The organism is Clostridium sp. BSD9I1 (assembly GCF_900185645.1).
GTDB lineage: Bacteria > Bacillota > Clostridia > Clostridiales > Clostridiaceae > Clostridium_AK.
This window is the reverse complement of the sequence record NZ_FYAM01000006.1, coordinates 305355-329850: the sequence shown is the minus strand read 5'-3', so window position 1 is coordinate 329850 and position 24496 is coordinate 305355. Positions and strand designations below refer to the sequence as shown.

24 protein-coding genes are annotated in these 24496 nt (G+C 30.4%); 7 read left to right on the top strand and 17 right to left on the bottom strand.

Annotation, left to right across the window (positions count from 1 at the left end):
* Positions 1-414: 414 nt before the first annotated feature.
* Positions 415-1110: a FadR/GntR family transcriptional regulator gene (locus BSD9I1_RS04430; protein ID WP_186429305.1), complete on the bottom strand. Its 696-nt coding sequence runs from the start codon at positions 1108-1110 to the stop codon at positions 415-417.
* A 297-nt stretch (positions 1111-1407) separates the two neighbouring features.
* On the opposite strand from BSD9I1_RS04430, the gene BSD9I1_RS04425 reads away from it, so the two are divergent.
* Positions 1408-2388, top strand: coding sequence for an MBL fold metallo-hydrolase (locus BSD9I1_RS04425; RefSeq protein ID WP_186429304.1), 981 nt, complete (start codon positions 1408-1410; stop codon positions 2386-2388).
* Between the two features lie 62 nt (positions 2389-2450).
* Here BSD9I1_RS04425 and BSD9I1_RS04420 read toward each other — a convergent pair whose 3' ends face one another.
* The 4 genes from BSD9I1_RS04420 to BSD9I1_RS04405 form a co-directional block, all read right to left on the bottom strand.
* Complete coding sequence (locus BSD9I1_RS04420) at positions 2451-3797, bottom strand: HAMP domain-containing sensor histidine kinase (RefSeq protein WP_186429303.1); 1347 nt, start codon at positions 3795-3797, stop codon at positions 2451-2453.
* Positions 3794-4465 (bottom strand): response regulator transcription factor, encoded by a 672-nt coding sequence (locus BSD9I1_RS04415; protein ID WP_186429302.1) that lies wholly within the window; start codon positions 4463-4465, stop codon positions 3794-3796. The genes BSD9I1_RS04420 and BSD9I1_RS04415 overlap by 4 nt, the downstream gene beginning before the upstream one ends.
* Before the next feature lie 21 nt (positions 4466-4486).
* On the bottom strand, positions 4487-5728 hold the full coding sequence (locus BSD9I1_RS04410; RefSeq protein ID WP_186429301.1) for an FMN-binding protein: 1242 nt from the start codon (positions 5726-5728) through the stop codon (positions 4487-4489).
* A gap of 133 nt (positions 5729-5861) precedes the next feature.
* On the bottom strand, positions 5862-6209 hold the full coding sequence (locus BSD9I1_RS04405; protein ID WP_186429300.1) for a hypothetical protein: 348 nt from the start codon (positions 6207-6209) through the stop codon (positions 5862-5864).
* Between the two features lie 161 nt (positions 6210-6370).
* Between BSD9I1_RS04405 and BSD9I1_RS04400 the strand changes: the two genes are divergently transcribed.
* The 3 genes from BSD9I1_RS04400 to BSD9I1_RS04390 all read left to right on the top strand — a co-directional run bounded on the left by BSD9I1_RS04400 (position 6371) and on the right by BSD9I1_RS04390 (position 9163).
* Positions 6371-7333 (top strand): DUF4349 domain-containing protein, encoded by a 963-nt coding sequence (locus tag BSD9I1_RS04400; protein ID WP_186429299.1) that lies wholly within the window; start codon positions 6371-6373, stop codon positions 7331-7333.
* A 223-nt stretch (positions 7334-7556) separates the two neighbouring features.
* On the top strand, positions 7557-8240 hold the full coding sequence (locus tag BSD9I1_RS04395; RefSeq protein WP_186429298.1) for a TraX family protein: 684 nt from the start codon (positions 7557-7559) through the stop codon (positions 8238-8240).
* A 704-nt stretch (positions 8241-8944) separates the two neighbouring features.
* Entirely contained in the window at positions 8945-9163 is a 219-nt protein-coding gene (locus BSD9I1_RS04390) for a hypothetical protein (RefSeq protein WP_035309970.1), read from the top strand.
* A 27-nt stretch (positions 9164-9190) separates the two neighbouring features.
* Here BSD9I1_RS04390 and BSD9I1_RS04385 read toward each other — a convergent pair whose 3' ends face one another.
* Together BSD9I1_RS04385 and BSD9I1_RS04380 are read right to left on the bottom strand one after the other, a co-directional pair.
* The gene (locus BSD9I1_RS04385; protein WP_035309967.1) at positions 9191-9625 is read right to left on the bottom strand and encodes a hypothetical protein; all 435 of its coding nucleotides are present in this window, start codon (positions 9623-9625) and stop codon (positions 9191-9193) included.
* Positions 9626-9638: 13 nt separating this feature from the next.
* Positions 9639-11483 (bottom strand): LTA synthase family protein, encoded by a 1845-nt coding sequence (locus tag BSD9I1_RS04380; RefSeq protein ID WP_242966408.1) that lies wholly within the window; start codon positions 11481-11483, stop codon positions 9639-9641.
* Positions 11484-11613: 130 nt separating this feature from the next.
* Between BSD9I1_RS04380 and BSD9I1_RS04375 the strand changes: the two genes are divergently transcribed.
* The gene (locus BSD9I1_RS04375; RefSeq protein ID WP_242966407.1) at positions 11614-12927 is read left to right on the top strand and encodes a M48 family metallopeptidase; all 1314 of its coding nucleotides are present in this window, start codon (positions 11614-11616) and stop codon (positions 12925-12927) included.
* A gap of 129 nt (positions 12928-13056) precedes the next feature.
* On the opposite strand, the gene BSD9I1_RS04370 is transcribed toward BSD9I1_RS04375, so the two are convergent.
* From BSD9I1_RS04370 to BSD9I1_RS04335, 8 genes are all read right to left on the bottom strand, one after another.
* Positions 13057-13932 carry an AraC family transcriptional regulator gene (locus tag BSD9I1_RS04370; protein ID WP_186429296.1) on the bottom strand — a complete coding sequence of 292 codons (876 nt, stop codon included), beginning with the start codon at positions 13930-13932 and terminating at the stop codon, positions 13057-13059.
* Between the two features lie 110 nt (positions 13933-14042).
* Positions 14043-14684 carry a lactate utilization protein gene (locus tag BSD9I1_RS04365; RefSeq protein ID WP_186429295.1) on the bottom strand — a complete coding sequence of 214 codons (642 nt, stop codon included), beginning with the start codon at positions 14682-14684 and terminating at the stop codon, positions 14043-14045.
* Positions 14684-15859, bottom strand: coding sequence for an MFS transporter (locus tag BSD9I1_RS04360; RefSeq protein WP_186429294.1), 1176 nt, complete (start codon positions 15857-15859; stop codon positions 14684-14686). Before BSD9I1_RS04360 ends, BSD9I1_RS04365 begins: the two co-directional genes overlap by 1 nt.
* 31 nt (positions 15860-15890) lie before the next feature.
* Complete coding sequence (locus BSD9I1_RS04355) at positions 15891-16169, bottom strand: hypothetical protein (RefSeq protein ID WP_186429293.1); 279 nt, start codon at positions 16167-16169, stop codon at positions 15891-15893.
* Complete coding sequence (locus BSD9I1_RS04350) at positions 16166-16771, bottom strand: hypothetical protein (protein WP_186429292.1); 606 nt, start codon at positions 16769-16771, stop codon at positions 16166-16168. Before BSD9I1_RS04350 ends, BSD9I1_RS04355 begins: the two co-directional genes overlap by 4 nt.
* A 105-nt stretch (positions 16772-16876) precedes the next feature.
* Complete coding sequence (locus tag BSD9I1_RS04345; RefSeq protein WP_242966406.1) at positions 16877-17665, bottom strand: GNAT family N-acetyltransferase; 789 nt, start codon at positions 17663-17665, stop codon at positions 16877-16879.
* A 152-nt stretch (positions 17666-17817) separates the two neighbouring features.
* On the bottom strand, positions 17818-18549 hold the full coding sequence (locus BSD9I1_RS04340) for an MBL fold metallo-hydrolase (protein WP_186429291.1): 732 nt from the start codon (positions 18547-18549) through the stop codon (positions 17818-17820).
* A 43-nt stretch (positions 18550-18592) separates the two neighbouring features.
* Positions 18593-18895 (bottom strand): Dabb family protein, encoded by a 303-nt coding sequence (locus BSD9I1_RS04335; RefSeq protein WP_186429384.1) that lies wholly within the window; start codon positions 18893-18895, stop codon positions 18593-18595.
* A gap of 245 nt (positions 18896-19140) precedes the next feature.
* On the opposite strand from BSD9I1_RS04335, the gene BSD9I1_RS04330 reads away from it, so the two are divergent.
* Positions 19141-20022: a pentapeptide repeat-containing protein gene (locus tag BSD9I1_RS04330; RefSeq protein WP_186429290.1), complete on the top strand. Its 882-nt coding sequence runs from the start codon at positions 19141-19143 to the stop codon at positions 20020-20022.
* A 264-nt stretch (positions 20023-20286) separates the two neighbouring features.
* The gene (locus tag BSD9I1_RS04325; protein WP_186429289.1) at positions 20287-21171 is read left to right on the top strand and encodes a DUF2156 domain-containing protein; all 885 of its coding nucleotides are present in this window, start codon (positions 20287-20289) and stop codon (positions 21169-21171) included.
* A gap of 196 nt (positions 21172-21367) precedes the next feature.
* Here the strand turns inward: BSD9I1_RS04325 and BSD9I1_RS04320 are convergent, their stop codons facing one another.
* Entirely contained in the window at positions 21368-22297 is a 930-nt protein-coding gene (locus tag BSD9I1_RS04320) for an alpha/beta fold hydrolase (RefSeq protein WP_186429288.1), read from the bottom strand.
* A gap of 124 nt (positions 22298-22421) precedes the next feature.
* Positions 22422-24455 carry a methyl-accepting chemotaxis protein gene (locus BSD9I1_RS04315; RefSeq protein WP_186429287.1) on the bottom strand — a complete coding sequence of 678 codons (2034 nt, stop codon included), beginning with the start codon at positions 24453-24455 and terminating at the stop codon, positions 22422-22424.
* Positions 24456-24496 lie beyond the last annotated feature (41 nt).

Genomic DNA, 24496 nt, shown 5'->3' with positions numbered 1-24496 from the left:
TCGAAAACATCTGCCAAATCACTAGTATTAAGTCAATAAAAATAGCTTATAATTATTCATCTTATCTCTGTGTTACGCAAACTGGTAAGACCAATCTGTATTAATTAAATCATACCACTTTTTTACTATTATTCCTAGTATAGTTATTCAATTAACAATATTTCGAAAAATGTGAATTATTCATGAACCTATATGTTGTAACCTTTTCAATAATTTCCATTGAGACAAAAAAATTTTAAATTTTTATCATTATTAAACTCAACTCTATAATATTGTTATTTAATTAACAATATTTTGTATATTATGTTATATTTGATATGGAGTTTTATCTGATATTTATTGATATAATCATATCTAGAAACAAAAAAATACTAATTAGTTTATTCCTTTAAACTAATTAGTATTTTAACTAAATTACTTCATCATAATATATTTATTGGCAAACTCTAAATGTTTTTTCATAGCCTCAGAAGCTTTTTTGGGATTATGATTTTTTAGTGCTATATAAATATCCTCATGTTGGTCTGCAAGGACTTCCATATTTCCTTCATCTACTATTATCTTTTTTCTGGCATCCTTAATAAAGGAATCTATTAATGAAGATATTGCATTTAATATATTTACTATTATAAAATTCTTTGAAGCCTTAGCTATTTCATAGTGAAACCTTTTATCAATTTGTACGTTATCATTTTCATCTTTTGAATTTTTAAAGGCTTTTATAAGTATTTCAAGGTCCTCAAGTTCTTTATCCGTTATCTTTTGTGCAGCTATAGCTGCAGTTTGTACCTCGATAACTCTTCTTACCTCAATAATTTCTTCAGGATTACTATCTTTAAGCATAAACATTATTGATAAAGGTTCAAATAACCCATTTTCAAGGTCTTCACTGATGTAATTTCCTCCACCCTGTTTACATTGAACTAATCCTATAATTTGAAGTGCTTTTAAAGCTTCCCTAATAGATGTTCTACTCACTTGCAGTTGCTCTGCAAGCTCTCTTTCGGAAGATAATTTATCTCCAGCCTTAAGGGTACCATTTATTATCATATCTTTAATTTGATCTATTACTTGCTCATAAACTTTTGTATTTTTTGTTGATGAAGACATCCAATCAAACTCCTTAAGTATTGTATTTAATTCACAATAATAATGATACATTATAGGATTCAAGAGGGCAATAATTATTTAGTTATGCAAGTATATCATCTTAATTAGAGCCTCCCTGAATGCGAACTAGATAATTCTGAAAATTATAACAATATACACATCTTGTATCAACTCTTCGAAAAACCATTCCTAAACCTTTTTTTCCCTGTTTTATCAGTAGATGGAATAGTTGACTTTATATAAATAATATACTATCATATTGCTAAAATATGGAATTTTAGGAGAGTGATCTAATCTATGAGAGAAGTATACAAAAATATTTATTTGGAAGAACTCCCATTACCAAACAATCCCTTAAAGTACTTAAATTTTTATATTATTAAAGGTCAAGAAAAATCTATGATCATTGATACGGGCTTTAACCGCGAAGATACAAAAGAAGATATAATGAAAACTTTTAAAGAATTAAATTTGAAACCAGAAAACACTATTCTTTTTTTGACTCACCTACATTCAGATCATACGGGGTTAGCTACTTATTTAGAAGAAATGGGTTTAACTATATATGCGAGTAAGATGGATGGTGATTTATTAAATAATAGTGTAAAAAAATCAGATTCAATGTGGCAAGATACAATTCAACAGGGAGTTTGGCAAGGATTGGAAGAAGACAAGCTAGATATCGAAGATCATCCTGGATTTAAATTTCGACCGACAGCTCATATAAATTTCATTTCTGCAATTCCAGGTGAATGTATTCAAATTGGAGAATATAATTTTGAAATTATAGATTTAAAAGGTCATACACCAGGGATAGTAGGTCTTTATGATAAAGAACACAAGATACTATTTTGCGGGGATCATATACTAGGAAAAATAACTCCAAATATTACATTTTGGGGTTTCCAATATGGCGATATATTAGGAACTTATTTAGAAAGTTTAGATCATGTTTATAATATGGATATTGATTATTTGTTTTCTTCCCATCGTTTTTTAGTAGACGATCACCGCAGGCGAATTGAAGAACTTTATGCTCATCATGCTAAAAGATTAGATGAATCAAGAGAAGCTTTAAGAAAATCTGGAAGGTCTACTGTGAGAACAGTAACAAAGCAGCTACACTGGGATATTAAAAGTAAAAACTGGGATGAGTTTCCCAAAGCACAGAAATGGTTTGCAGCTGGAGAGGCCCATGCCCATTTAGAACATCTTAGAGCTTTAGGAGAAGTAACTATGGAAGAAGAAGATGGTGTTCTTTACTACTCGATAAAATAATAAGAAATAAGGGGATTTAACTTGAAATTTAAATAACCCGGCAGTTCCTTAAAACTGCTGGGTTACTCCTGTAACGTCACTACAAATTCCACACCTTCCTCAGTATTATCTGCAATTACATTGCCATTATGGGCTTCTATGATTTGCTTTACAATTGCAAGTCCCAGTCCCCACTGGCCGGATTCATCTTTTTTATATCTATGGAAAAGGCACATAGGATCTTCTTGATTAAAATGTGGTCCATCGTTTGCAATCTTAATGACAATTGATGATATAGAATACATAGTCTCCTTTTTTATGCTAATACTTATAACAGATTTCGCATAACGAATCTGGTTTTCTATAATATTTTCAAATGCTGTTAATAGAGCTTCTGAATTTCCCTCAACCTCTACAGGGGTTATATTCACATCCCATCGGAGATTAGGTTTAATTATTTGAAATCTACGAATAAGGCTATTGAGTAGTCGGTCAATACGAATAGAATCTTGTTTACCTTCATTTTCTAATGCATGAGCATATGTATAAAGTTTAAGCAATTGACTGACACGGCGTTCAAGATTCTCAGCTTCTCTTCGTATAACCTCAGCAGGAGATTCAGGTGAGTCTACTAAAAGACCATCAATCATCGCTTGTGAATACCCCTTAATCACCATAACAGGTGTTTTCAAACTATGAGAACTTGATTGAAGAAACTCTCGTTCCCAATCATCTCTTGTTTTTAGCGCTTCTCTCATATGATCTAAGGAATCTGATAATTCTTGTATTTCGGCTGTGTCCGAGATAGGAGGAGTTACATCCCATTTATGATTTGCAATATCCTCAGCAAAAGTTTCTAAATCATAAATCGGTTTTACAATCTTATTAGATATAATTTTTGTCACTATAAAACTTATGATTAAAGTAATCATAAAAGCAATGATAAATGATAAAGATATTAACGGCTCAACTTCAGTTGAAGCAATGAATACCATGATACCCTCTGAATCATCACCGTACTCTGCATAATAATAGTGCAGTTGGTTCCCCAAAGTAATCTTACCAAGGCTATAAGATCCGTTTATCTTTTCTTCAATGACTTTTTTACCAATGGCTTCTAATATATGACTTCGATTGCCCTTATCCATATAACGACTCGCTGTCTTAGGATCTGCTAAAATACCATAATCATCTCCGGATTTCGTAATTAAAAAATGATTTATATATGTGATTTCTTTATCACTTCTTTGAAATCTCTTTTTATCTTGTGCGGCTTCTTTTAATTGATTAAAAAGAAAATCTTCCTTTGATTTCTTAAGAATAACAGAATTTATGATAGTAATTGAAATGAGGAAAAGAAGAAGAATTCCTATGACCATACGCCAAATTCGTGAATTCATAGAATGAATTTTTCTCTTTTCTGTAATCATAAATCTTCTCCTTTCAACATATATCCGTATCCATAAATTGGTTCAATTGAAAGTTTAGGCATCTTCTTTCGCAGCCTTCGAATAGTATCATCAACCACTCTATCTGAACCGAAATAATCCATCCCCCAAACTGCATCAATCATATCATTACGACTAACAGCTTGATTAATATACTTAATAAGAAACTCAAGAAGATCGTATTCTTTGTTAGATAGTGTAACCATTCCATCTTCTACAGAAATTGAACGTTTTGAAGGCTCAAAGATATATGTTCCCAAAATATAACAGTTATTTTCAGCAACTGCTGAATTTTTTCGTTCTAAAATTCTATTGACGCGAATAACTAATTCTCTCGGTAAAAAAGGTTTAGGTAGATAATCATCACTGCCCATTTCCAGACCAACTACCCTGTCAAGTTCTGCATTTCTAGCAGATGTAAAAATAACGGGTACATCTGGTGTAGATCTTTTTATTTCCTTTATTAAACTGTAGCCGTCCATACCTGGAAGCATTATATCTAGTATCCAAAGATCTGGTTCCTCATTGATTCTAGATTTAGCTTTTAAACCATTGTCGAAAACAACTACTGAATAACCAGCTTCTATTAAATATGCACTTAGCAATTGACTCAGTGACTTTTCATCTTCCACTAAATAAATCCTTTTCATACCTTCACGTCCTTAATAATATTAGTATCTATTAAACTGGTCTCCGTCAGGTCTTCTATCATGATAACGACCACCTTCAGGCCTTTCACCACGGGAACGGCCACCTTCTGGCAAGTCATTGACAATAGCTTCTACATTCTTCCCACCTGCATTTATTAAAGCATTGGCAACAGCTTCTTTTATTCCCATTGAAGAGTAAGTCGCTCCAGATACTGAATCCACATCTGCCGTCTGGGAATAAATAATCTCAGAAGCTACAGTACTATATGCCCTATCAAACCATTTGGCATCATCTACCATTTCAGTAACTTCAATCTTGGTAATTTGTTCACTTTGTACAGTGACTTCGGTAGTCATCTCTCCCCTAAACCCTTTCCCAGTTCCTGTATAAACTCCGTCAGCTATGCCAACAGCGTCCCCATATTCCACTGTACTCTCTCCAGTAATAACCGTTGATTTATCACTTAAATTACTAGATAATACACCTATGTTTAAACTGTCATAACTAATATTATTATATACAATAAATGCAAATACTGACAAGGCACTAGCAATAATTAAGGGAAGGACCATTTTCCTCTTTTTGCCCTTAACCGGTATTATACTTACAGTTAATGCGTTACTAACAGGACATTCTGTAACACATTCCATGCAGTTAACACACTGCAAAGATCTTACTTGCCCATACGAAGATACATTTATGTTCATAGGACATACTTTGTTGCATTTATTACAATTAATACATAAATTTTTATCCCTAATTATAGTCACAGTCCTCAACACGCTAAAAACACCATATTTTGCACCTTCAATACATAGATAATTGCAAAATGGTCTCTTAAAAAACACGGATATTCCAAGAAATATTCCAAGGACAATCCATCCTATTACCGTCAAACTATTTCCTGTAAGAACCACTGACAGGTTGCTACGAGGATCTAGACTTAATAAGTTAAAAATAAAATCAGCACTAATAAATATAGTAATGATCAACAACACATATCGTGAGCATACTAAAACTTTATTTAGACTTTCAGAAACTGTACGTTTTTTTATTCCTAGTTTATCTCCTAGTATTCCAAAGAAGTCTTGTAATGTACCAAAAGGGCAGATCCAGCCGCAAAAGACAGGACCCATAATAAGAGTAACGCCTAACAAAAGTGCTTTAGCTACGGGATATCCTCTGAAAACACCAATAGCTGTAAGGAGAATATTAAAAGCTTGCACAACATATCGTATTTTTCCCACCATTTTCTTTTTCATATTTATCTTGTTCATCCCTTTCAAATGTATATTTTAAATTTAAGATTATTATCCTACTTTGCTGAAAATCAATATACATCATAGTGGTGGGAAAATCATGTGAAAATAGTGTGAAATAAATTTACATAGCTAATTAAGTTTCTTCACTTATTAACTCCCTTATATACTCTTTTATATTTCCTTTAGGGTTTTCATATAATACGTGTCTCATAATATACTTATTATCTTCACTGACATTTATCATTTCCTTTTTTATTAATTCTCCTATATCACAATGGATTACTTTCCATAAAGATTTATTATGATTTTTAGATTTAGGACTTTTATAAGGATGCTTTTGGAAATCACCTATATCATGTATAGATTTATACTTAGGTTTTATAAATATAACTATACGAGTACCAGTGTATTCACCAGTTTCCATATTGTATTGCTTTATAAAATGAATATGGTCCCGTCTTCTATTTGAATAAGCGGCCAAATTTAAACACCCCCGTATTTTAGTAAAATGAACACCTTCCTAGATGTAAATTCCATACTTCTAATTCAGCATTAAAAATGCCAAGGACTATATTCTTATTTTACTCGTATACATTAGTAAATAAACCTATTCTTAACTAATTTTATAGGGAGTGAATATTGTTGAAAAAGAAAATATCTTTCTTTCTAGTTTTGTTAACTATAATCTTTTCCATGCTTTCCTTTAATGCCTGCGGATCAAAAAAAGAGGCATCCAGATCTGGAAACCAAATAGCTCAGGATTATAGTCGAATGAATGTTAAGGCTGATATAGCCAGCGGTCAGAATTCAAAAATGAAACAGGAATCTAAAGCTGCCACCACTCCAGAAAATATTGATACGTCTAAGTTATCTCAAAGAAAATTAATACAAAGAGGATATTTAGATATTCAAACAAAGGAATTTCAAAAATCTATAGCTGCTCTTAATGAAAAGGTACAGGTTTTAGGTGGATATATTGAAAATTCAACTATATCTGGAAATAGAGTAGAAAATATAAACAACTCTCAAATGCGACACGCTAATTTTTCCTTAAGAATTCCAACTAAGCACTTTAACTCCTTTATGGCTGGCTCATCTGTTATAGGAAATGTTGTAACCACCAGCATAAGCGGTGAAGATGTAACCTCTCAGTATTTTGATACAGAAGCTAGATTAAAATCACTTAAACTTCAAGAGGAACGACTATTGGAACTATTAAAAAAATCAGGAACCTTAAAGGATGTACTTGAAATAGAAAAAGAACTTGCAACTGTTCGCTATGAAATCGAAAACCTTACTGGAACACTAAAGAGACTTGATAACCTTATAGATTATTCAACCGTGGATGTAAACTTACAGGAAGTTGATGTACTTTCTCTTGGAAATTCCGGAAGTGATTTAGGAGAAAAAATCAAATATAAATTTATAGATTCCATAAACAATGTAATTCAAATACTAAAGATTTCAATTATAGGAGTAATTGCTTTTATACCATATCTTATAATTATAATTCCTATAGTCCTCATAATGAGATATCTTTCCAAAAGAAGCACTAAGAAATTTAGCATTAAAAATCTATTCAAAAAAAATAAAAACGATAAATAGATACCTTTACAGCATCTTATTTTCATAAAAAAATAAGGTGCTTTTTTAAGCACCTTTGTGTATATTAAAAGGGGGAGGTTCTCTGAACAAAACTATTTTTGTTAGTTATATTATATAATTAATTATAAATAATAATTATTAACTAGTAGTTATGAAATTATTAAGAATTAATAAACTATTTTTCACTTTATAAGTTTCTATAAATCATGCAAGGAGAATTACTATGTCAAACTTTAAAATTAAATTGCTTGCGTGCTTGTGCATGCTAATAGACCACATAGGAGCTGCTTTATTTCCACAATATATATTTTTAAGGATAATTGGTAGACTAGCCTTTCCTCTATTTGCTTGGATGATTGCTTTAGGCTATAAACATACTAGCGACCCTATAAGGTATATGAAAAGACTTGGTATTTTTGCTCTTATATCTCAAGTTCCATTTAATCTTGCACTTAAAGCTCAAAGCTTAAATATATTTTTCACTTTACTTCTTGGATTAATAGCAATTTATTTCTATGATAAATATGAAAAGGAACAAAATGAACGTGGTAAACAATTAAGTATAATACTTCCAAGCATTATTGCTACAATACTTAATACTGACTATTTTGCATATGGTATTGCCACTATATTTTTATTTTATTATTATAGCCAAGATTTCAAAAAACTCATTAAATCTCAAGCAATTTTAAATATAGCTTTAATATCACTTTATATCATTTCAGTGATACTTGGAGGAGCTTCTTTTGAGTTAGGCGGAATAATTCAATTATTTTCATTATTTTCTCTAATAATAATAAGATATTATAATGAAAAACAAGGATTCAAAAAATACAAATATGCCTTTTATGCTTTTTATCCAGTACATTTATTAGTTATATATTTTATGAAGATAAGATTTTTCTAATTATTTTTACATAAAAAATAGCCGGTTTGTATACTCTCTTACTATATACAAACCGGTTATTTTTCAGCTTCCAATTCCTGACCACACCCATCAATAGCTATTTGAAATTTTATCATTCCTTTCTTAAGATTTTCCTTAAATAATACTACTTTAGATTAGGTTGTTCAGCTAGAACCATCTATTTGTGCCGAACCCTTATATCTATTAAAATTTAAATCTTTTATTAAACTCCTAATTCAATTTTCATTTACTGGTTTAAGAGAATCATTTAAAGGAATTGGAGCCTTTAATACCACCATCACCTACCTATCAATCTTAAAGATTTCTTTGAAACTTTTTATAATAGGTCTAAATAAAGTTAATTGCTTTGGTGGAATCATCTCCTATCTTTAGATTTTTATGTTTTAGTTTTTGTTTGGTGTCTGATTACATTTTATAATTTTCTGACTATTTTGTCAATTACCTTTATATCCTGTTATCTCTTATTGCCTGTCCATTTTCTTTGATTTTCTTCATTTTCTTATTATTTAATACTAAAATTATTATTATAAAATAAAATATTTGTTCTAATTTCATATTAATCTGTTGTAATATGTCTTGAAAAAGTATAAAAAAATTAATATAATTTATCTATTAAAAATTCTATAGAATCTTTAATTAATTTATACTTTAGGTAGACATGCCATTTAAGGGGGAACTTTAAAATGAAACAGGAACATAAAATGATGATAAGTGCCTTTGGTTATTCAATAGGTCATATAGAAAAAGAAGATGAAAATAATATTATATTTTATCAATCTATGGATGACGCATTTCATAGAAGCTTTAAGGTAGCTAAGTTTTATGAAGAAAAGAATACCATTGAAGTATATGACCATGAGGAAAATTTATTAGAAAATATAAGACTGCCAAAGCAAAAATAAAGCCTTGATTTTCAAGGCTTTATTTTACTACTTTACTATTTTACTTACCCATCTTACAAGTTCTTTCTTTCCTTCATAAGGAATATACATAAGTACTTCCGCTGCTCTTTTATCTTTAAACTTGTCTATTCCTTCATTTACAAGTTCCATTATCTTATATACATTGTTCTCATCTTGAAGGTAACCATTTATTCCTTCAACAACTTTAGTTTGCATACTATCCACATTTATAAACTTTGCCATCATTGGATTCATATTTGATGTAAACTTTACTATTTCCTCTGATATCTTCTTTTTAAAGTTAGGGTTATTTACTATACCCTTTAAAAAACCTATTATATTGTCACGATTATTAAATATATAAACCTTTATCATGTTTTCAAAGCCCTGTGGAAGTACTTCTTTTAAAGTTTTATCACTTTTTTCTAAAGCCTCAAGCTTTCCCCATAATTTTTCTTCCATATTCACATCTCCCCTATTTATTAAAGTAATTACTTCTAATCATCATATCTGAAATATCTATACTTAGTATACTATGTTCTACATGATTTTTATTACTCTTATCTCCTATATAAGTTCTATCTGAAAGTACTGTAAAATCTTCTTTTGTATTTACAAGTATTCTTCCCATTGCAGTATTTTCAAATTTTTCTTTATCTATTCCCATCATATAAGCTACAGTTGGCATAGTGTCTATTTGACCACCATTTACTGTGAATTCCTTATGGCTTATATCCTTATTATATATGATAAGAGGAATTTCCCAGTTATTTTTCATCCACCAGTCTTCTTGAGGTTTTATATCCTTAAGTTCACTTTCATAGTACTTATGAATTCCGCCGTGATCTCCATATATAACAACAACTGTATCCTCTAAAAGACCCTCTTTCTTTAAGTTATCCATGAAAACTCCTATATGCTTATCTGTATAGTGTATACTTTGGAAGTATCCTCCAAGCTTTGTTTCATCAAGTCCTTTATCAATTTTAAGCTCTCTATACTTTGATTCAATATCAAAAGGTGCATGACTTGAGAGAGTTACCATAAATGTATAAAATGGTTTTTTAGCATTTTTTATAAGTGGTATAGTTTGTTTTAAAAAACTTCCATCACTTAATCCAAGCCCTATAGTTTCATCCAACTTAAAATGAGAAGAATCTATGCAGTTATCAAATCCTACAGCTGTTAATCCATTTTTCCAATTCCAAAAAGAAGCCTTATCAGGATGTATAGCTTGAGTATAATACCCTTCTTCTTTTAAAAGTTTCGGAAAGGAATTATAAGTATTTTGTGGAAATCTAAAAAATGTAGCTCCCTTTCTTACGGGATGCATTGAAGTATTGGAAAGAAGGTCTGAATCCACACTTGTACCATTGTATACCTGCTCATGAAAATTTGAAAAATAGTAGCTATTATTTAAAATTTTATTTAAATTAGGAGTAATTTCTTGCCCATTAACCTTTTTACCAATTACAAAGTTTTCTAAAGATTCTACTTGCAAAAATATCACATTTTTACCTTTAAAAATTCCCTTATACTCATTATCAGGTAGGTTTTCTTTATTATCTTTATACCAAGCCTTTATTTTGTCATTTTCTTTATCACTCAGAGTAAAAGGTTTTTTCACTTCATGATAGTAATTATACCCATCATATATGTGATATCCTATAGGTGATAAGTTGGACATAGTTTGATTAGGAGCCCAGCAAGTATAAAAAAAGTACTGTCCATCTTTTCCTGTCTTTTTTATATCTATATTATAATGGATATAATATATTGATATTATACTTATAAGCACTATCCATAAAAATGACATTATATTTCGCTTATAATATTTATATACTATTTTATTTTTAATAAGCATATATGGCATATATAATATATCTAACCAAAATATTATATCTATAGGTCTTGCCATAGATAGTATAGAATCCGTTAAGTTATCCAAGTTAGATGTTTGCTGAAAAATGTACGGAGAAATAAAGTTTCCAAAACCTCTGTAATACCACAGGTCTGATAGTAATAATATAGTAATAGCCACATTAACTAAAAAAAGTACCCAGCCATGAATTCTTCCACTAAACAAATATGCAATACTTAAAAAAATCATTATAAAAGCAAGGTATGCTGCAAGTGGAGGTGGTGCAAAAAATGCCTTAAACATATTTATTCCAGACACATTATCATGAGCTATAACACCTAAAAAAAGTATGGACTTTATAAAAATAAATATGGTTGTTAAATAAAATAACGAATCATATTTAAAATATTCTATAATACTTATGATGCGGGGATGGGTTTTTTCTTTAGTTAACAGCAAATAATATCACTCCTTAAATAATATATTAATCTTTACTTTAAATTTTGTTATATTTATATTAAACCTTTATAATTATAACCTTTTCATGTACCAGTTTTCAAATATAAATTTGTCAAAAGAAGGTGTTTTTTTGAAAAAATGCTCATATAAACCAATAATCTTTGCAGTGATTTTTCTTTTACTATTTATAGTATTAGCCCGCTATACAGAGCATAGAAATTTAGAAAGCTTAAAAGGGGTAACCTATAGCGTTACTGTAAATGGTAAAGATATTAATCTTCCTCAAGTAAGCGATAAAGCAATAGCATATAAAAAATCTAATTTAAACATATGGACTATAAGCTTTATACTTACCTTTTTAATTCCAATATTTTTCTTAGCAACTGGCCTTTCAAAGGGTATAAGAAACTTTATAGAGAGAAGAACTCGCAGATTTTTTATAATATCTGGAGTATATTTTATTATATTTACACTTATAAACTTTCTTATAACGCTACCTTTGGAATTTTATAGCAGTTTTATTCAACCTCATAGTTTTGGACTATCAAATCAAACTTTAGTGAAATGGCTTACAGATTCACTAAAAAGTGTTTTATTGTCTTCTATAACTGGGGCATTGTTTATATGGTTCCCTTATTATGTTATACGAAAAAAAGAAAAGCTCTGGTGGCTTTACATGGGATTTTTATCTATTCCCATTATATTTTTTATGACCTTTGTATCTCCTTTTTATATAGATCCTATATTTAATAAATACGAAGATATTAAAGATAATAATCTAAAGCAAAAGATAGAAGTTCAATTAAAGAAGGCAAATTTAGAAGGAACCGATGTATATCAGGTAAATAAAAGTGTAGATACAAAAGAAATGAATGCTTACATGACCGGTGTTTCGAAATCTAAGAGAATAGTCTTATGGGATACTACTATAAATAATCTTAGTGATGAAGAAACCCTAGGAGTGCTTGCTCATGAAATGGGCCACTATGTAATGGGGCATGTGTGGAAATCTATAATTCTTGGAGGAGTTTTGATTATATTTGTACTTTACTTAACCAATAAAAGTGTGCTTTATATAATTAAGCTTTCTAAAGGTAAATTTGGATTCAATAGGATATCTGATATTGCTGCACTGCCTTTAATATTACTTGTTTTAAACTTTTATATGTTTTTAAGTAACCCAATAACAAATACCGTTTCTAGACGTATGGAAATTGAAGCTGATAGATTTGAATTAGAGCTTACTCAAAATACAGAAGCTACTATAACCTCTACCATAAAACTTCATGAAGGAAGCCTAGCTCTTCCCTATCCTGGAAAGCTATTTGAAGTATGGTACTATTCACATCCACCTTATTTAGAAAGAGTGGAATTTGCTAAGGACTATGCACCTTGGGAAAAAGGCGAACCACTAATGTATGGGAAATACTTTAATAAAGAGTAGTCACTAAATTCTCTTAATATAGTAGACTAAAGGTGCTAGGTACTATGATTGGATGAAACCTTACAAGGGAAAATTTCATCTAGTCCTAATATCTAACACCTTTCAGCTAGTACCTAAAAGTAAAATTAATTATTTTCTTTTTCTAACTGGTATCCATATTTCACTTTTAAAGTTCGGGGAAGTTACATCCTTTTGTTCATTCCACAGGATTTCTGGTCCTTCTGCTATTTCATAGTTTGAAGACGGAAACCATTCAGAGTAAATGCGTCCCCATATATTTTGAAGAGTCTCAGGGAATGGTCCAACTGCTTCAAATACTGCCCATGTTGATGCAGAAACGTCAAGTTTAGCTAAATTGCCTGGGCAATCTTTATTTGTTGCTACACCTATATAATGATCAAGCTCTCCTTTTTCCTCCATTCGATTTTCAGAAAAATTCGCTGACGCACTGATTATTCCAAAAGGCTCCACATTAGAAAGGCTCTTAAAGTCACTTATTATTTCACCATTTAGACTTTGCCACATAGCTGCAATCTCTGGATTCACTCCATTAAAAATTATAGGAACTCTTTTTGTAATACCAACTATGGAAAATGCCTCTTTTTCTTCAATTCTATACTTCATTTCATTTCCTCCCTTAATTGTTAATTGAAAGGTCATTCGTGGATAAGCCTTTAATGATTGACCATTATTTCTGGCTTCCGATGGTGTTATCCCATGCAAGCCTTGAAAAGCTCTAGTAAAAGAATCTGCCGAGCTGTATCCATATTTAACTGCAATATCCATTACTCTCATGTTATTATTACTAAGTTCAAACGCTGCAAGAGTTAGACGTCTGCGGCGGATATATTCCGAAAGTGTAATACCTGCAAGGAAAGAAAACATTCTTTTAAAATGATATTCCGAGCAAACAGCCAGCCTCGCCACTTCTTTAAAATCAATTTCTTCGGTAAGATTCTCCTCAATATAGTTTAATGCTTCATTCATTTGTTTAAGCAAATCCATTTACATGACCTCCCTTTCATCAATAGAATATCAAAAATCAAATGTATCTATCCGACATTTCATGCACAGTTATGTAGGATTGATTAGTTTTAAATTGTATATAATAATAACTAATAACCTAACTCTTTTCCTACAATAATTACCTTTATCCTGTCTTTGACAAATTGTCCTGTGATAATTGAAAAATCGTTACATATTCTATTAGGACTTTTGCAGTCTACACAGTATCCCAAAGTAGTACATGGAGTATTTTTATTTAATCTTTTTGCGTCAATTGGAGCTGAATAATTTCTAACTCTTTTTTCTGCTTCTTTTAAATCCCTAACAATTTTATTTATTCCAGCTACTAAAACAACCTGTTTAGGGCCATAAATCATTGGCGCAACTCTACTTCCATTACCATCAATATTGTAAAGCTCTCCATTTTCAGTTAGAGCGTTTGTACTGCACATAAAAGTATCCGAAGAAAAGTTTTGTATGTAAATTTGCTTCTTTTCTTCACTTGTTATATTTCCTTTATATTTATCTAAAAATTTATAATTTCCTTTACGAAGAAAATCTATAACTCCTGTTTCAAATAGTGTCATAGAATCACCAACACCTACTACAGAATTTTCAGCTATAATTTCTTTTAAAAGCTCTATCAGTTCTACATCATCCTTAACAAAATATCCCGCCATATTATGCTTTCTTAAATTATCTATTGTCCTATCAACTTGTTTTTCTACATACCATGAGATATTGTTATCCATTATAGTTTATTCCCCCCTATTTTATAATTTTTAAACAGTAGCATTACTAAAACAGCATCAATTAATAATATACTCCCATTTATATAAAATGGAGTTGCATGTCCAAAAGATTCATATACCCATCCTCCAAATAAGGGGCCAATAGCTGCTCCCAAACTTGTTACTAATAAGTATATACCATAAGTAGAGCCAAGAGTATCTTCTCCAGCTATGTCTGCAACTAAAGCTTCTTGAGCTGGTGAAGCCATAACCATTCCTATCGATTCTAACATCCAAAGTACAATTAATACTTTAATACTTGAAAGATTTGTAAATCCAAAAGAAACTATGCCTGCACCAGTTAATCCTATAATCATGGGAATTATTCTGCCGACTTTGTCACTAAACTCACCTAGTTTTGATGGTAAAAAAGCATATATAAGAGCGGCTGGAATAAATGCAGTTGCTAATATCCCGATGTCTGTGGTAAATTTATCTTGAAGATAAACCATAAGAAGTGGAGTTATCATAGAAGATGACATCGAACTTATAAAAGTTATAATTAACAGCTTAAAAAAGTCACTATTTAATGCAACTTTATGCCCTATATTTTTTTCATTGTTTACTGTTCTCGTTTCAGGAATGTATTTGTATACAATATATCCTGCTATTATGGATAATACTGCATATCCTTTAAATAAAAAGCTCCATCCACTTATAAGAGTAAAATTGCTTATTACACTAAAACCTATTATACTACCATATAATGCTCCCTTTGCATGGGCACCATCTATTTGACCAATTGCACTTCCTCTTTTTTCATTATCAGCAATATCCACTGCTATGGAATAAGCAGAAATCCACATAAATGAAGAGCCTACAGCTTGAATAAATCTACTAACATATAACATGATAATATTAGTTGAGTAAGAATACAAACCCATAGAAATTGCATAAAATAAAAATGAAGCAGTAAAAAAATTCTTTCTTCCATATCTGTCTATTCCTTTTCCTATCAATGGCCTTAATATTAAAGTCACAATACTGAATATGGAAAATAAGCCTCCAATAGTTATTGCAGTTCCTCCAATCCTCTTACTGTATATAGGCAAAATAAATGAAATAATACCAAATGCAAATGAACCAAGCATAACAGACCTTTTCAAATTATCATTTACTTTAACATTGTAACCCATAAATATTCCCCTTTTTTATTCAACCTTATTATCATCCAATACTTTGCAAACCACTTATTCTATCCAATATCCAATTGCCATCGTCCTTTTTTATAAAAGTACTAGTTCTTTTGAAATGAGATAAAGGTCCACCTTCATCCAACTTACCTGATTCTTCAATTATAAGCTCTTCTACTACATTACCTTCTTTACTTAACTCTTTATACTTTGGAGATTTTATATTTTCTTTTTCAATTTCTATTAAAGGTTTCCATGTTTTTTTAAGTATAGCTATAGCTTCATCTTCTTCTAACTTTATTTCTTTTGTCATATATGGCTTATTGCTTTAATTAAACTTATATGTCCCATAGCCATTATAATAGCAATTACTAGAATTACTATTCTTAACTTAAAAATTCTTTTTTTATTGGTCGTTTCATCTATCTTTTTTATATTTTTCTTTAAAAATTCATCTACTTCTTCTCTTTTCTCTAGGTTTACTTCTAATTCTGTGGTAATAATGCTATTTTTTCTTGTAAAAATTTCAAATTGAACTATATTATCAGATATCCACAAATAATTTTTAATTCTTTTTGATTTAGCGAAATAAGAAAGTATTGACTCATCTGAATACATATCATCTTTAGTGATTTCCGATGGTAATAGCATTAAAATCCAGAGAATACATATCTGTATTTGAATAGTGATTTGCAAAATTTCTTGGACATCAATACTCTTACCTGTTATATAATCTATTAAATTCCTTATTGCTACATAACTCCATACTACTAGTCCTATAATATATATTATCGAAGAAATTCTTTTTCTTGTTTCGATAATAAATTCACCTGCATAAATCTTTTCATATAAGCTAATTAATAAGAAACAGCTTGCTACTATATTTATAATAATATAATAATTTATTCCATCCATATTTCATTTTTAGTAGAAAAGTGTATAACAATACATAAATCTACTAATTCTCCACTTCCCTTCTATATAGCCTTTTGCCTGATAGCTCACGGCAACCGACAAGAATTAATATATTCCCATCTTTATACCATCTATAATTTTATTAAATTTTGCTTCACTTAAAATTTCATGAGTAATAAACTTACCATTGTAAAATACGCTGTAAATACTAAAGGCTGATGGAAGACTCTTTACTTGTTCCCTATTATTAATTTTAATAATCTCTAATGCAATGCCTTCTCTCATTGCCAATTCTTTTATGACTGTATTAGTGTAGTACTCAGTAAAAGGGCAAAGATTTGAATAATATACCGTTAATCCACTTTTATTGCTGCATATATTTTCTTTTGCACACTTATTAAATATAGGATTTTCAACATTAGGATTGTTTTTATAAACTAATAGCTCAAAGTATGGAGGAGCGGTATCACAAACTTCAAATCCGTGCTTTAAGAAAAACTTTTTATCTGACATATATGGTTTCTTTTTATTGCTAGTAAGAACTATAATCCCATCCTTGCCCTCAGAGTCTTTTATGCATTCCTCTAAAAGCCTTTTGCCATAACCCTTTCCTGCATACTGACCTGCAACCCAAAAGCAGTTAATTACCATATAGTTTGGTGCAGTGATAGGCGTCCAAGCAATTTCGGAAGGACAGTATTCTATAAAAACCTTATGATTGACATTAAACTTCTTAAATACATATCCTTTTGCAAATTGCTGCTTTAACCATTCCTTTTTCTTTAGGTAACTCTCAACACATTTTTTATCTGATATAGCACAGCAAATATGGTCCCTATCAATATTTTCTTCATTTAATGTTATAATCTCCATTGACTCCTTTAAATCCTTCATGCAGAAAAACTCCCTTCGTTTATAATAGCTTAATGATAACAATATAAATATGCCAGCTATATGTCATATTAAACTATTCTAATTTTAATTATCACTTATCAAAAATAAAACCTAACTAATTTTACTTAGCCAGATTTTATTTTTATAATTATCTAAAATATATTTTCTATATTACGCAAGGCACCTGATATATTACCCTGATACTCTCCACCATGGTAGCAAATTATCTTTTCTATATCATATTTAAGCAGTTTTGAAACAGATCTCTTTGCTTCTACCATATCTAAAGTAAATTGTGGTGCTGCAATTTCAAGATTTCCATTTTCTATGGCTAAAGCATCTCCACTAATTAAAACTTTAAACTTTTTTAAATAAATAGAAATATGTCCTGGCATATGTCCTGGGGTTTCAACAACTTCAATTCCTCCACACCAAGTAAAATAGTCCCCATCTTTTACAGTTATATCTACTTCTACATTTTTAATTGACCTTAAAATATTTTGAAATGCCTTTCCTGCTTCTTGCTGTTCTGGCGGCAGCATCACCTGAGTTTGTTCTGCTTGCTCAAGGCGTAGTGACTTTAATCCACCAGACACATAAGGAGCATCTTTTTCACTTGCAATAACTTGAACATGAGGATACTTTTGCTTTATTGCAGCTAAACTCCCCATATGATCGTGATCATGGTGCGTTATAATTATCTTTGTCAATTTAGAAAGATCTATATCTTTTTTACAAGCAGCCTCTTCTAATATCGATAAAAAATCAGTATATCCACAATCTACTAAAATCATTTCATTTTCATCTTGAAGTATCACAGGATAAATTATATTTTCACCATATCCAAAATTAAAATTAACATCTAAAACAACTATATTATCCATAAATTTCTCCTCTTTGAAGTATAAGTATCTATACTAATACTCTTTAAACTTCATAATCTACTACTACTCTTTCATTTACAACTTTCTTAATAAATTCTCCAACTTTTATATGTTCAGGATGATTTTGATATATGTTTAAATCCTCCATATTTTCAAACTGTGAGTATAAAACAATATCATATGCTTGATGTGAGCTATTAACATTTATCCCAACCTCTATAAATTTAAGTTCATTAATTTTATCTTTTAAATTTTCTAAACCTGTTTTAATTATCTTAGCATTTTCTTGTTTCTCTTTGCCATCAGCAAATTCTTTTAATTTCCACATTACAATATGTTTAATCATCATTCCCACCTCTTCTTAACTTATATAATAGTCATTAATTTTATTTTTCGCTAAAAGTTTTCTAAATCCTTTCTAAATCAAATTCAAATTAGTTATATTTAATTCTTTCAAATAAGCAAACAATTGCTTTTGTACTATTATTAACAACAAACTGATTCCAAATCCTTAGAAATTGAACAATCATAGTATTTATGATAAAATCAAATTAAAAATTTTTCTACTTTGTTATGTGAGGTAAAATAAATATGAACTATTCCTGTGAAAATAAAAAAGATGAAAACTTATCTTTTTCTAATATAAATCGCAGTAATCTTAGGGCTGACTGTGAGAACTGCTTTGGTTTTTGTTGTGTTGCACTGTACTTTTCAGCTTCAGAAGGATTCCCTGTGAATAAAGATGCTGGTACTCCTTGCATCAATCTACAATCAAACTTTCGCTGTAGAGTCCATAAAGACCTCAGAAAGTTAGGACTTAAAGGTTGTATTGCCTATGACTGTTTTGGGGCAGGGCAAAAGGTTGCTCAGGCCACCTATGGTGGACATGATTGGAGGCAAGTCCCAGAAACTGCTCAGCAAATGTACGAGGTTTTCCTAATTATGCATCAAATTCATGAAATGCTCTGGTATCTAACAGAAGCACTTAGATTGGGGTCATCTCATAATATTAAAGAGGAGCTTAACTCCATGCTCATTGAAACAGAAAAACTTACTATTTTAAGTGCTGACTCTCTCTTAAAGCTTGATATTACATCGCACCGCTTTAAAGTTAATGCTCTTCTTAAACAAACCAGTGAACTTGTACGAAATAAATTTCGTATTGCTCAAAAGACTTCTTCAAAACACCAAAAGGCTCTTGGTCGAGGACGAGATTTTATTGGAAAAGATCTCACTAAGACCAATCTGAGAGGTGAAAACTTAAGTGGATCATATCTTATTGCTGCTAACCTTAGAGGAATGGATTTGAGCGGTACCGATCTCATTGGTGCTGATTTAAGAGATGCTGATCTTAGTGGAACTAACCTTACTAATAGTATATTTCTGACCCAAGGACAAATTAATACGGCAAAGGGTGATTGTGAAACAAAGTTACCTATGTCACTTAGTAGGCCTTTACACTGGTCAAAATGATTGGCTGCCTAACAAAATAAATAATTCTATATACCGCATTATTTAAAATGGATATGCGGTATTTTTTATTCTGTACAATTCATAAAGTTTGACTTTATCCTTTCTTAAAGCTATACTATACTTAATATGTGTATAAATAATGATTATTAATTACATATTAACATTTATTATTTTTTGTATTCATTATGGAAACAATAACATATAATAATCAGTAAATATAAAGTACATTAAAATAGTACATAATTATTAACAAGGAGTGTTATGATGCTAGAATTTAAACCATTAACCTTAGACGATAAAGATTTATTTGAAAAATATATAACACCTTATAATTTTTCTACCTCTGAATATTCATTTTTAAGTTTATTCTTATGGAGAAAAGGATGTGAAATACATTATAGTATAATAAATGATGTTCTTATTATAAAAAAAGTGGATTTCAACCATTCATCTCACTTTATGCAACCATTAGGTTATAAAATGAAAGATCTTAAAGAAATAGTTGATACACTTATAGAATATAAAAAAGAAAATAATATGGATTACCTATTTAAAGATGCTGAATTAAGTTTTATAAATGATTTAAAAGAAGTATATGGTGATTCTTTAGAAATTGAAGAAGATAGAGATGGTGCCGATTATATATATTTAAGAGATGATTTAGTTAAATTATCTGGAAAGAAGTATCATGGGAAAAAAAATCATTACAATGCTTTTGTAAAAAAATATAACTATAAAGCAGTACCTATTACAGAGGATATAGTAGATGATTGTTTAATGGCTGGAAGAGAATGGTGTAATAAAAATGACTGTAAAGGATATGTGCTTTATGAGCTCTTTGGAATAAAAGATCTTCTAAAAAACATAGACAAAATAAACTTTGTAGGAATGGCAGTATATGTGGATGATAAACTTTCCGCCTTTACTATAGGCGAAGTAGTTAACGAGGATACTGCTATAATTCATATAGAAAAAGCAGATGCTGATGTTCGTGGATTATATGCTTTTGTAAATAGACACTTTCTTGAAGAATACCTAATAAGCGTAACCTATGTAAATAGAGAGCAGGATTTAGGTATAGAAGGTCTTAGAAAGGCTAAACTCTCATATAACCCTGTGGAGCTTGCAATGAAATATATCGTGAAGTAAATAATGTTGATTTTTTATATTTAGTCCTAATAGGCAATTTAAGAGCTTCTAATTTCACAAGTGGCAGATACTAAAACTTATGAACTGCTTAAAACGGTTCATAAGTTTTAAAGTCTTAGCCGCTTGTTTATTAAAAACTCTAAGGATTGCTCTAATGATAGATAATAAAAATCAACATTATTTATATTCCATTACCTTAATCATGAATTCTATGCTCCATCCATGTTATAATATCACTTATCACTTCATTTTTATTTACTTCATTTAACATTTCATGTCTTCCACCTTGATAAATTTTGCAAGTTACATCCTGTATTCCTATTTTTTTATAGGTATTATATAAGTTTGTTACGCCTTTTCCCTCTTCTCCTACAGGATCTTCAGAACCTGAAAAGATGTATATAGGAAGCTCTCTTGGAATATTATTTAAAACATGAGGTTTGCTTAGTTCATCAAGACCTTTAAAGAAATAATAAAAAAATGAGGATGTAAAGGCATGCCCACAGTATTCATCTGTTATATATTTATCCACTTCACCTTTATCAGAAGTGAGCCAATCAAATAGTGTTCTTTCTGGTTCAAACTTTGAGTTATATCCCTTAAATATTAAATTATTTAAGCTTTTTCCCTTATTACGCGGCCCTTTCATAGATACCTCAAGTTTTGCAAGAGCCATACCCATCTTTAATTTTTGTCCTTGCTTTCCGTTTGTCCCTGAAAGTAAAGCTCCCTTAAGTTCTTTTCCATAAAGAGCTATATATTTTTGCGTTAAAAAGGAACCCATACTATGGCCCAGGAGAAATATTGGTACATCCTTATAATCCTTTTTTGCAATTAAGGTTACTTCATACATGTCTTTTATCATCCAGTTGAAGCCATCCGTATCTCCTATATATCCTAAATCATCTTTATTTTTTGCTGTTTTCCCATGCCCTCTATGATCATTTATATAAACTGCATAACCATTTTCTATAAGTTTTTGTGCAAAATATTCATATCTCCCCGAATGCTCCCCCATCCCATGAGCAATTTGCACTACTGCCTTTGGAGTACCTTCTGTTTTCCATTTGTACACATGAATTTCTACACCATCAACGTCCTTAATATTAAACTCAATACTCCTCATCTATCCACCTCTAATAATTATGACTTATACTATAATTTTACCATAATTCAAAAAAAAATTTATGAATATTCAGGAAACTTTTTCCTGAACAAAGGAGCTCATAATTAGAGCTCCTTTGTTATAGTTAAAGATTAAATTTTGATATAATTTGTACTAATTGTTCAGCGCTTTCTTTGTTCACTTCAGCGCTTTCTTTTATGCCTTCTAACTTTTCATTTATATTAATGGCTTTACTTGATATTTCAGTAACTCCTTTAGCACCATCACTTACAGTACCAGCCACTTGTCCTACCGCATCTACTATTCCATCAATAGATGAAGTTAACTCCTCAGCCAAAGCGCTAAATTCAAGCATAAATCCATTTACTGAATCCGCATCTTCATTATATTGTTCACCAGTCTCCATTAGCTTTTGATAATCTTTTAATACATTTTCATCTATAAACTTAAGAAGCTTTGATGAATTATCAGATAAGTCTTCTACAGAAGCTATAACCTGATGAACTATATTTTGAATATTTTCAGCAGTTGATGCAGACTCCTCAGCCAAATTACGAACCTCATTGGCAACTACTGCAAAACCTCTACCAGCTTCCCCTGCTCTTGCTGCCTCTATAGCTGCATTAAGTGCTAATAAATTTGTCTGATCTGTAATATCAAGTATAGATGCTGCTAATGAATTTATTTTCTCAATAGACTTAGAGTTTTCAATAGCTTTTTCCAAATCATTTTTAACTAGATGATATATTTCATTTGCTTTCCCACTAGCTTCAACAGCAGATTTCTTTAACCCCTTTGCTCTTTTGGCGATTTCATTTGCATTAGCAGACCCATTTGTTGCTCTCTCAGCCATAGAATTTACTGCGTTACCCATTTCATCTGAAGAAGCAGATACTTCTTCAACAGTAGCAGCATTTTCCTCCATACCAGCAGAAAGGTTTTGGCTCTCAAGTGCTGTTTCTTCAGCATAGATTTTTAATTCAGCAGTTAAATTTTCAACTATTAATGCATTTGAATTTATAATCTGAGAGGCAGAACTCAAATTTTCAACCATTTCTCTTAAAACTGTTCTCATATGTGCTATTGAATTGAAAATTGTACCTACTTCATCCTTATACTTGTAGAATCGTTCAAGACTATTATCATAAGATAAATCTAGCTTGGCTGTTCTATCAATAACTTCTGCTACTTCTATAATAGGCTTTGAAATCTTTAAAGAAAATAAGTATCCTACTCCAATTGCCAATAATCCAACTACAATTGATATTCCTATTATAACATAGGTTAGTGTTTTTACTGGTTTGAATACTTCATCTGTAGTTACTGATGTAACAAGAACCCATTTAGCATCAGGAATTACTGTATAGTATGCCATTTTATCTGTATTATTGTAATTATACTCTATAGCCTCCCCCTTTAGATTTTCGCCTTTAGCTATCCTATTTGCAATAGCCTTTATATCTGGAACCTCACTTGATTTTCCTATTTTTTCTTTAGTCGGATGATAAATCATAGTTGCTTTATCATCAATTAGAAAAGCATAGCTTGACTTATTATCACCAATTTTCACATTTCCTAAGTATTTAGATAGGCTGTTTCCATGTACTGCTACTCCCACATATCCTACTATCTGATTATTCACTTTAACTGGATTAGTAAATACAACGATAGGGTTTTGAGTTACCTTTGATAAAAGCACCTCACTTATAGATGCCTTGCCCTCTAGGCTTGTGTTGTTATAAGATCTATCATTTAAATTTTTCCCAAGATAATTTTTGTCACTATCTGACACTATATTACCTTTTGTATCTACTAAAAATACATGTTCAACATTTTTAGTTTGATTTACATAATCAACTAATGTTGTATTCATTGACTGCTGCTTTTTGATAAAATCCTCGTTATTTGTAGAGCCTTGAACTGTTTTAAGTAAATCTCTAACCACATTTTTTTCTGAAATAATTCTAACAGCTAGTTGTTCTTTTTCAATTGAGGCACTTATAGTCTCTCCTGCACGTTTACCTACGCCTTCCATTTCACTTAATGTTTTTTTATTTAATATAGAATTATAGCTAACTTCATTGACTATAGTTATTACAGATACCAGAACTATAACTATAATTGTTATCAATAAAGGTATTTTCTTTTTTATGGACATATAATTCTCCCCCTTTTTAGTTTTGCATTTAATACAAATAT

Bases quoted from the DNA above. Each gene is read 5' to 3' on its own strand.
- BSD9I1_RS04315 (WP_186429287.1), bottom strand. From the start codon at position 24,455: ATGTCCATAAAAAAGAAAATACCTTTATTGATAACAATTATAGTTATA.
- BSD9I1_RS04385 (WP_035309967.1), bottom strand. From the start codon at position 9,625: ATGGAAGAAAAATTATGGGGAAAGCTTGAGGCTTTAGAAAAAAGTGAT.
- BSD9I1_RS04395 (WP_186429298.1), top strand. From the start codon at position 7,557: ATGTCAAACTTTAAAATTAAATTGCTTGCGTGCTTGTGCATGCTAATA.
- BSD9I1_RS04365 (WP_186429295.1), bottom strand. From the start codon at position 14,684: ATGGATAACAATATCTCATGGTATGTAGAAAAACAAGTTGATAGGACA.
- BSD9I1_RS04420 (WP_186429303.1), bottom strand. From the start codon at position 3,797: ATGATTACAGAAAAGAGAAAAATTCATTCTATGAATTCACGAATTTGG.
- BSD9I1_RS04410 (WP_186429301.1), bottom strand. From the start codon at position 5,728: ATGAAAAAGAAAATGGTGGGAAAAATACGATATGTTGTGCAAGCTTTT.
- BSD9I1_RS04370 (WP_186429296.1), bottom strand. From the start codon at position 13,932: ATGGATTTGCTTAAACAAATGAATGAAGCATTAAACTATATTGAGGAG.
- BSD9I1_RS04325 (WP_186429289.1), top strand. From the start codon at position 20,287: ATGCTAGAATTTAAACCATTAACCTTAGACGATAAAGATTTATTTGAA.
- BSD9I1_RS04425 (WP_186429304.1), top strand. From the start codon at position 1,408: ATGAGAGAAGTATACAAAAATATTTATTTGGAAGAACTCCCATTACCA.
- BSD9I1_RS04345 (WP_242966406.1), bottom strand. From the start codon at position 17,665: ATGAAGGATTTAAAGGAGTCAATGGAGATTATAACATTAAATGAAGAA.
- BSD9I1_RS04350 (WP_186429292.1), bottom strand. From the start codon at position 16,771: ATGGATGGAATAAATTATTATATTATTATAAATATAGTAGCAAGCTGT.
- BSD9I1_RS04335 (WP_186429384.1), bottom strand. From the start codon at position 18,895: ATGATTAAACATATTGTAATGTGGAAATTAAAAGAATTTGCTGATGGC.
- BSD9I1_RS04320 (WP_186429288.1), bottom strand. From the start codon at position 22,297: ATGAGGAGTATTGAGTTTAATATTAAGGACGTTGATGGTGTAGAAATT.
- BSD9I1_RS04355 (WP_186429293.1), bottom strand. From the start codon at position 16,169: ATGACAAAAGAAATAAAGTTAGAAGAAGATGAAGCTATAGCTATACTT.
- BSD9I1_RS04360 (WP_186429294.1), bottom strand. From the start codon at position 15,859: ATGGGTTACAATGTTAAAGTAAATGATAATTTGAAAAGGTCTGTTATG.
- BSD9I1_RS04415 (WP_186429302.1), bottom strand. From the start codon at position 4,465: ATGAAAAGGATTTATTTAGTGGAAGATGAAAAGTCACTGAGTCAATTG.
- BSD9I1_RS04330 (WP_186429290.1), top strand. From the start codon at position 19,141: ATGAACTATTCCTGTGAAAATAAAAAAGATGAAAACTTATCTTTTTCT.
- BSD9I1_RS04390 (WP_035309970.1), top strand. From the start codon at position 8,945: ATGAAACAGGAACATAAAATGATGATAAGTGCCTTTGGTTATTCAATA.
- BSD9I1_RS04340 (WP_186429291.1), bottom strand. From the start codon at position 18,549: ATGGATAATATAGTTGTTTTAGATGTTAATTTTAATTTTGGATATGGT.
- BSD9I1_RS04430 (WP_186429305.1), bottom strand. From the start codon at position 1,110: ATGTCTTCATCAACAAAAAATACAAAAGTTTATGAGCAAGTAATAGAT.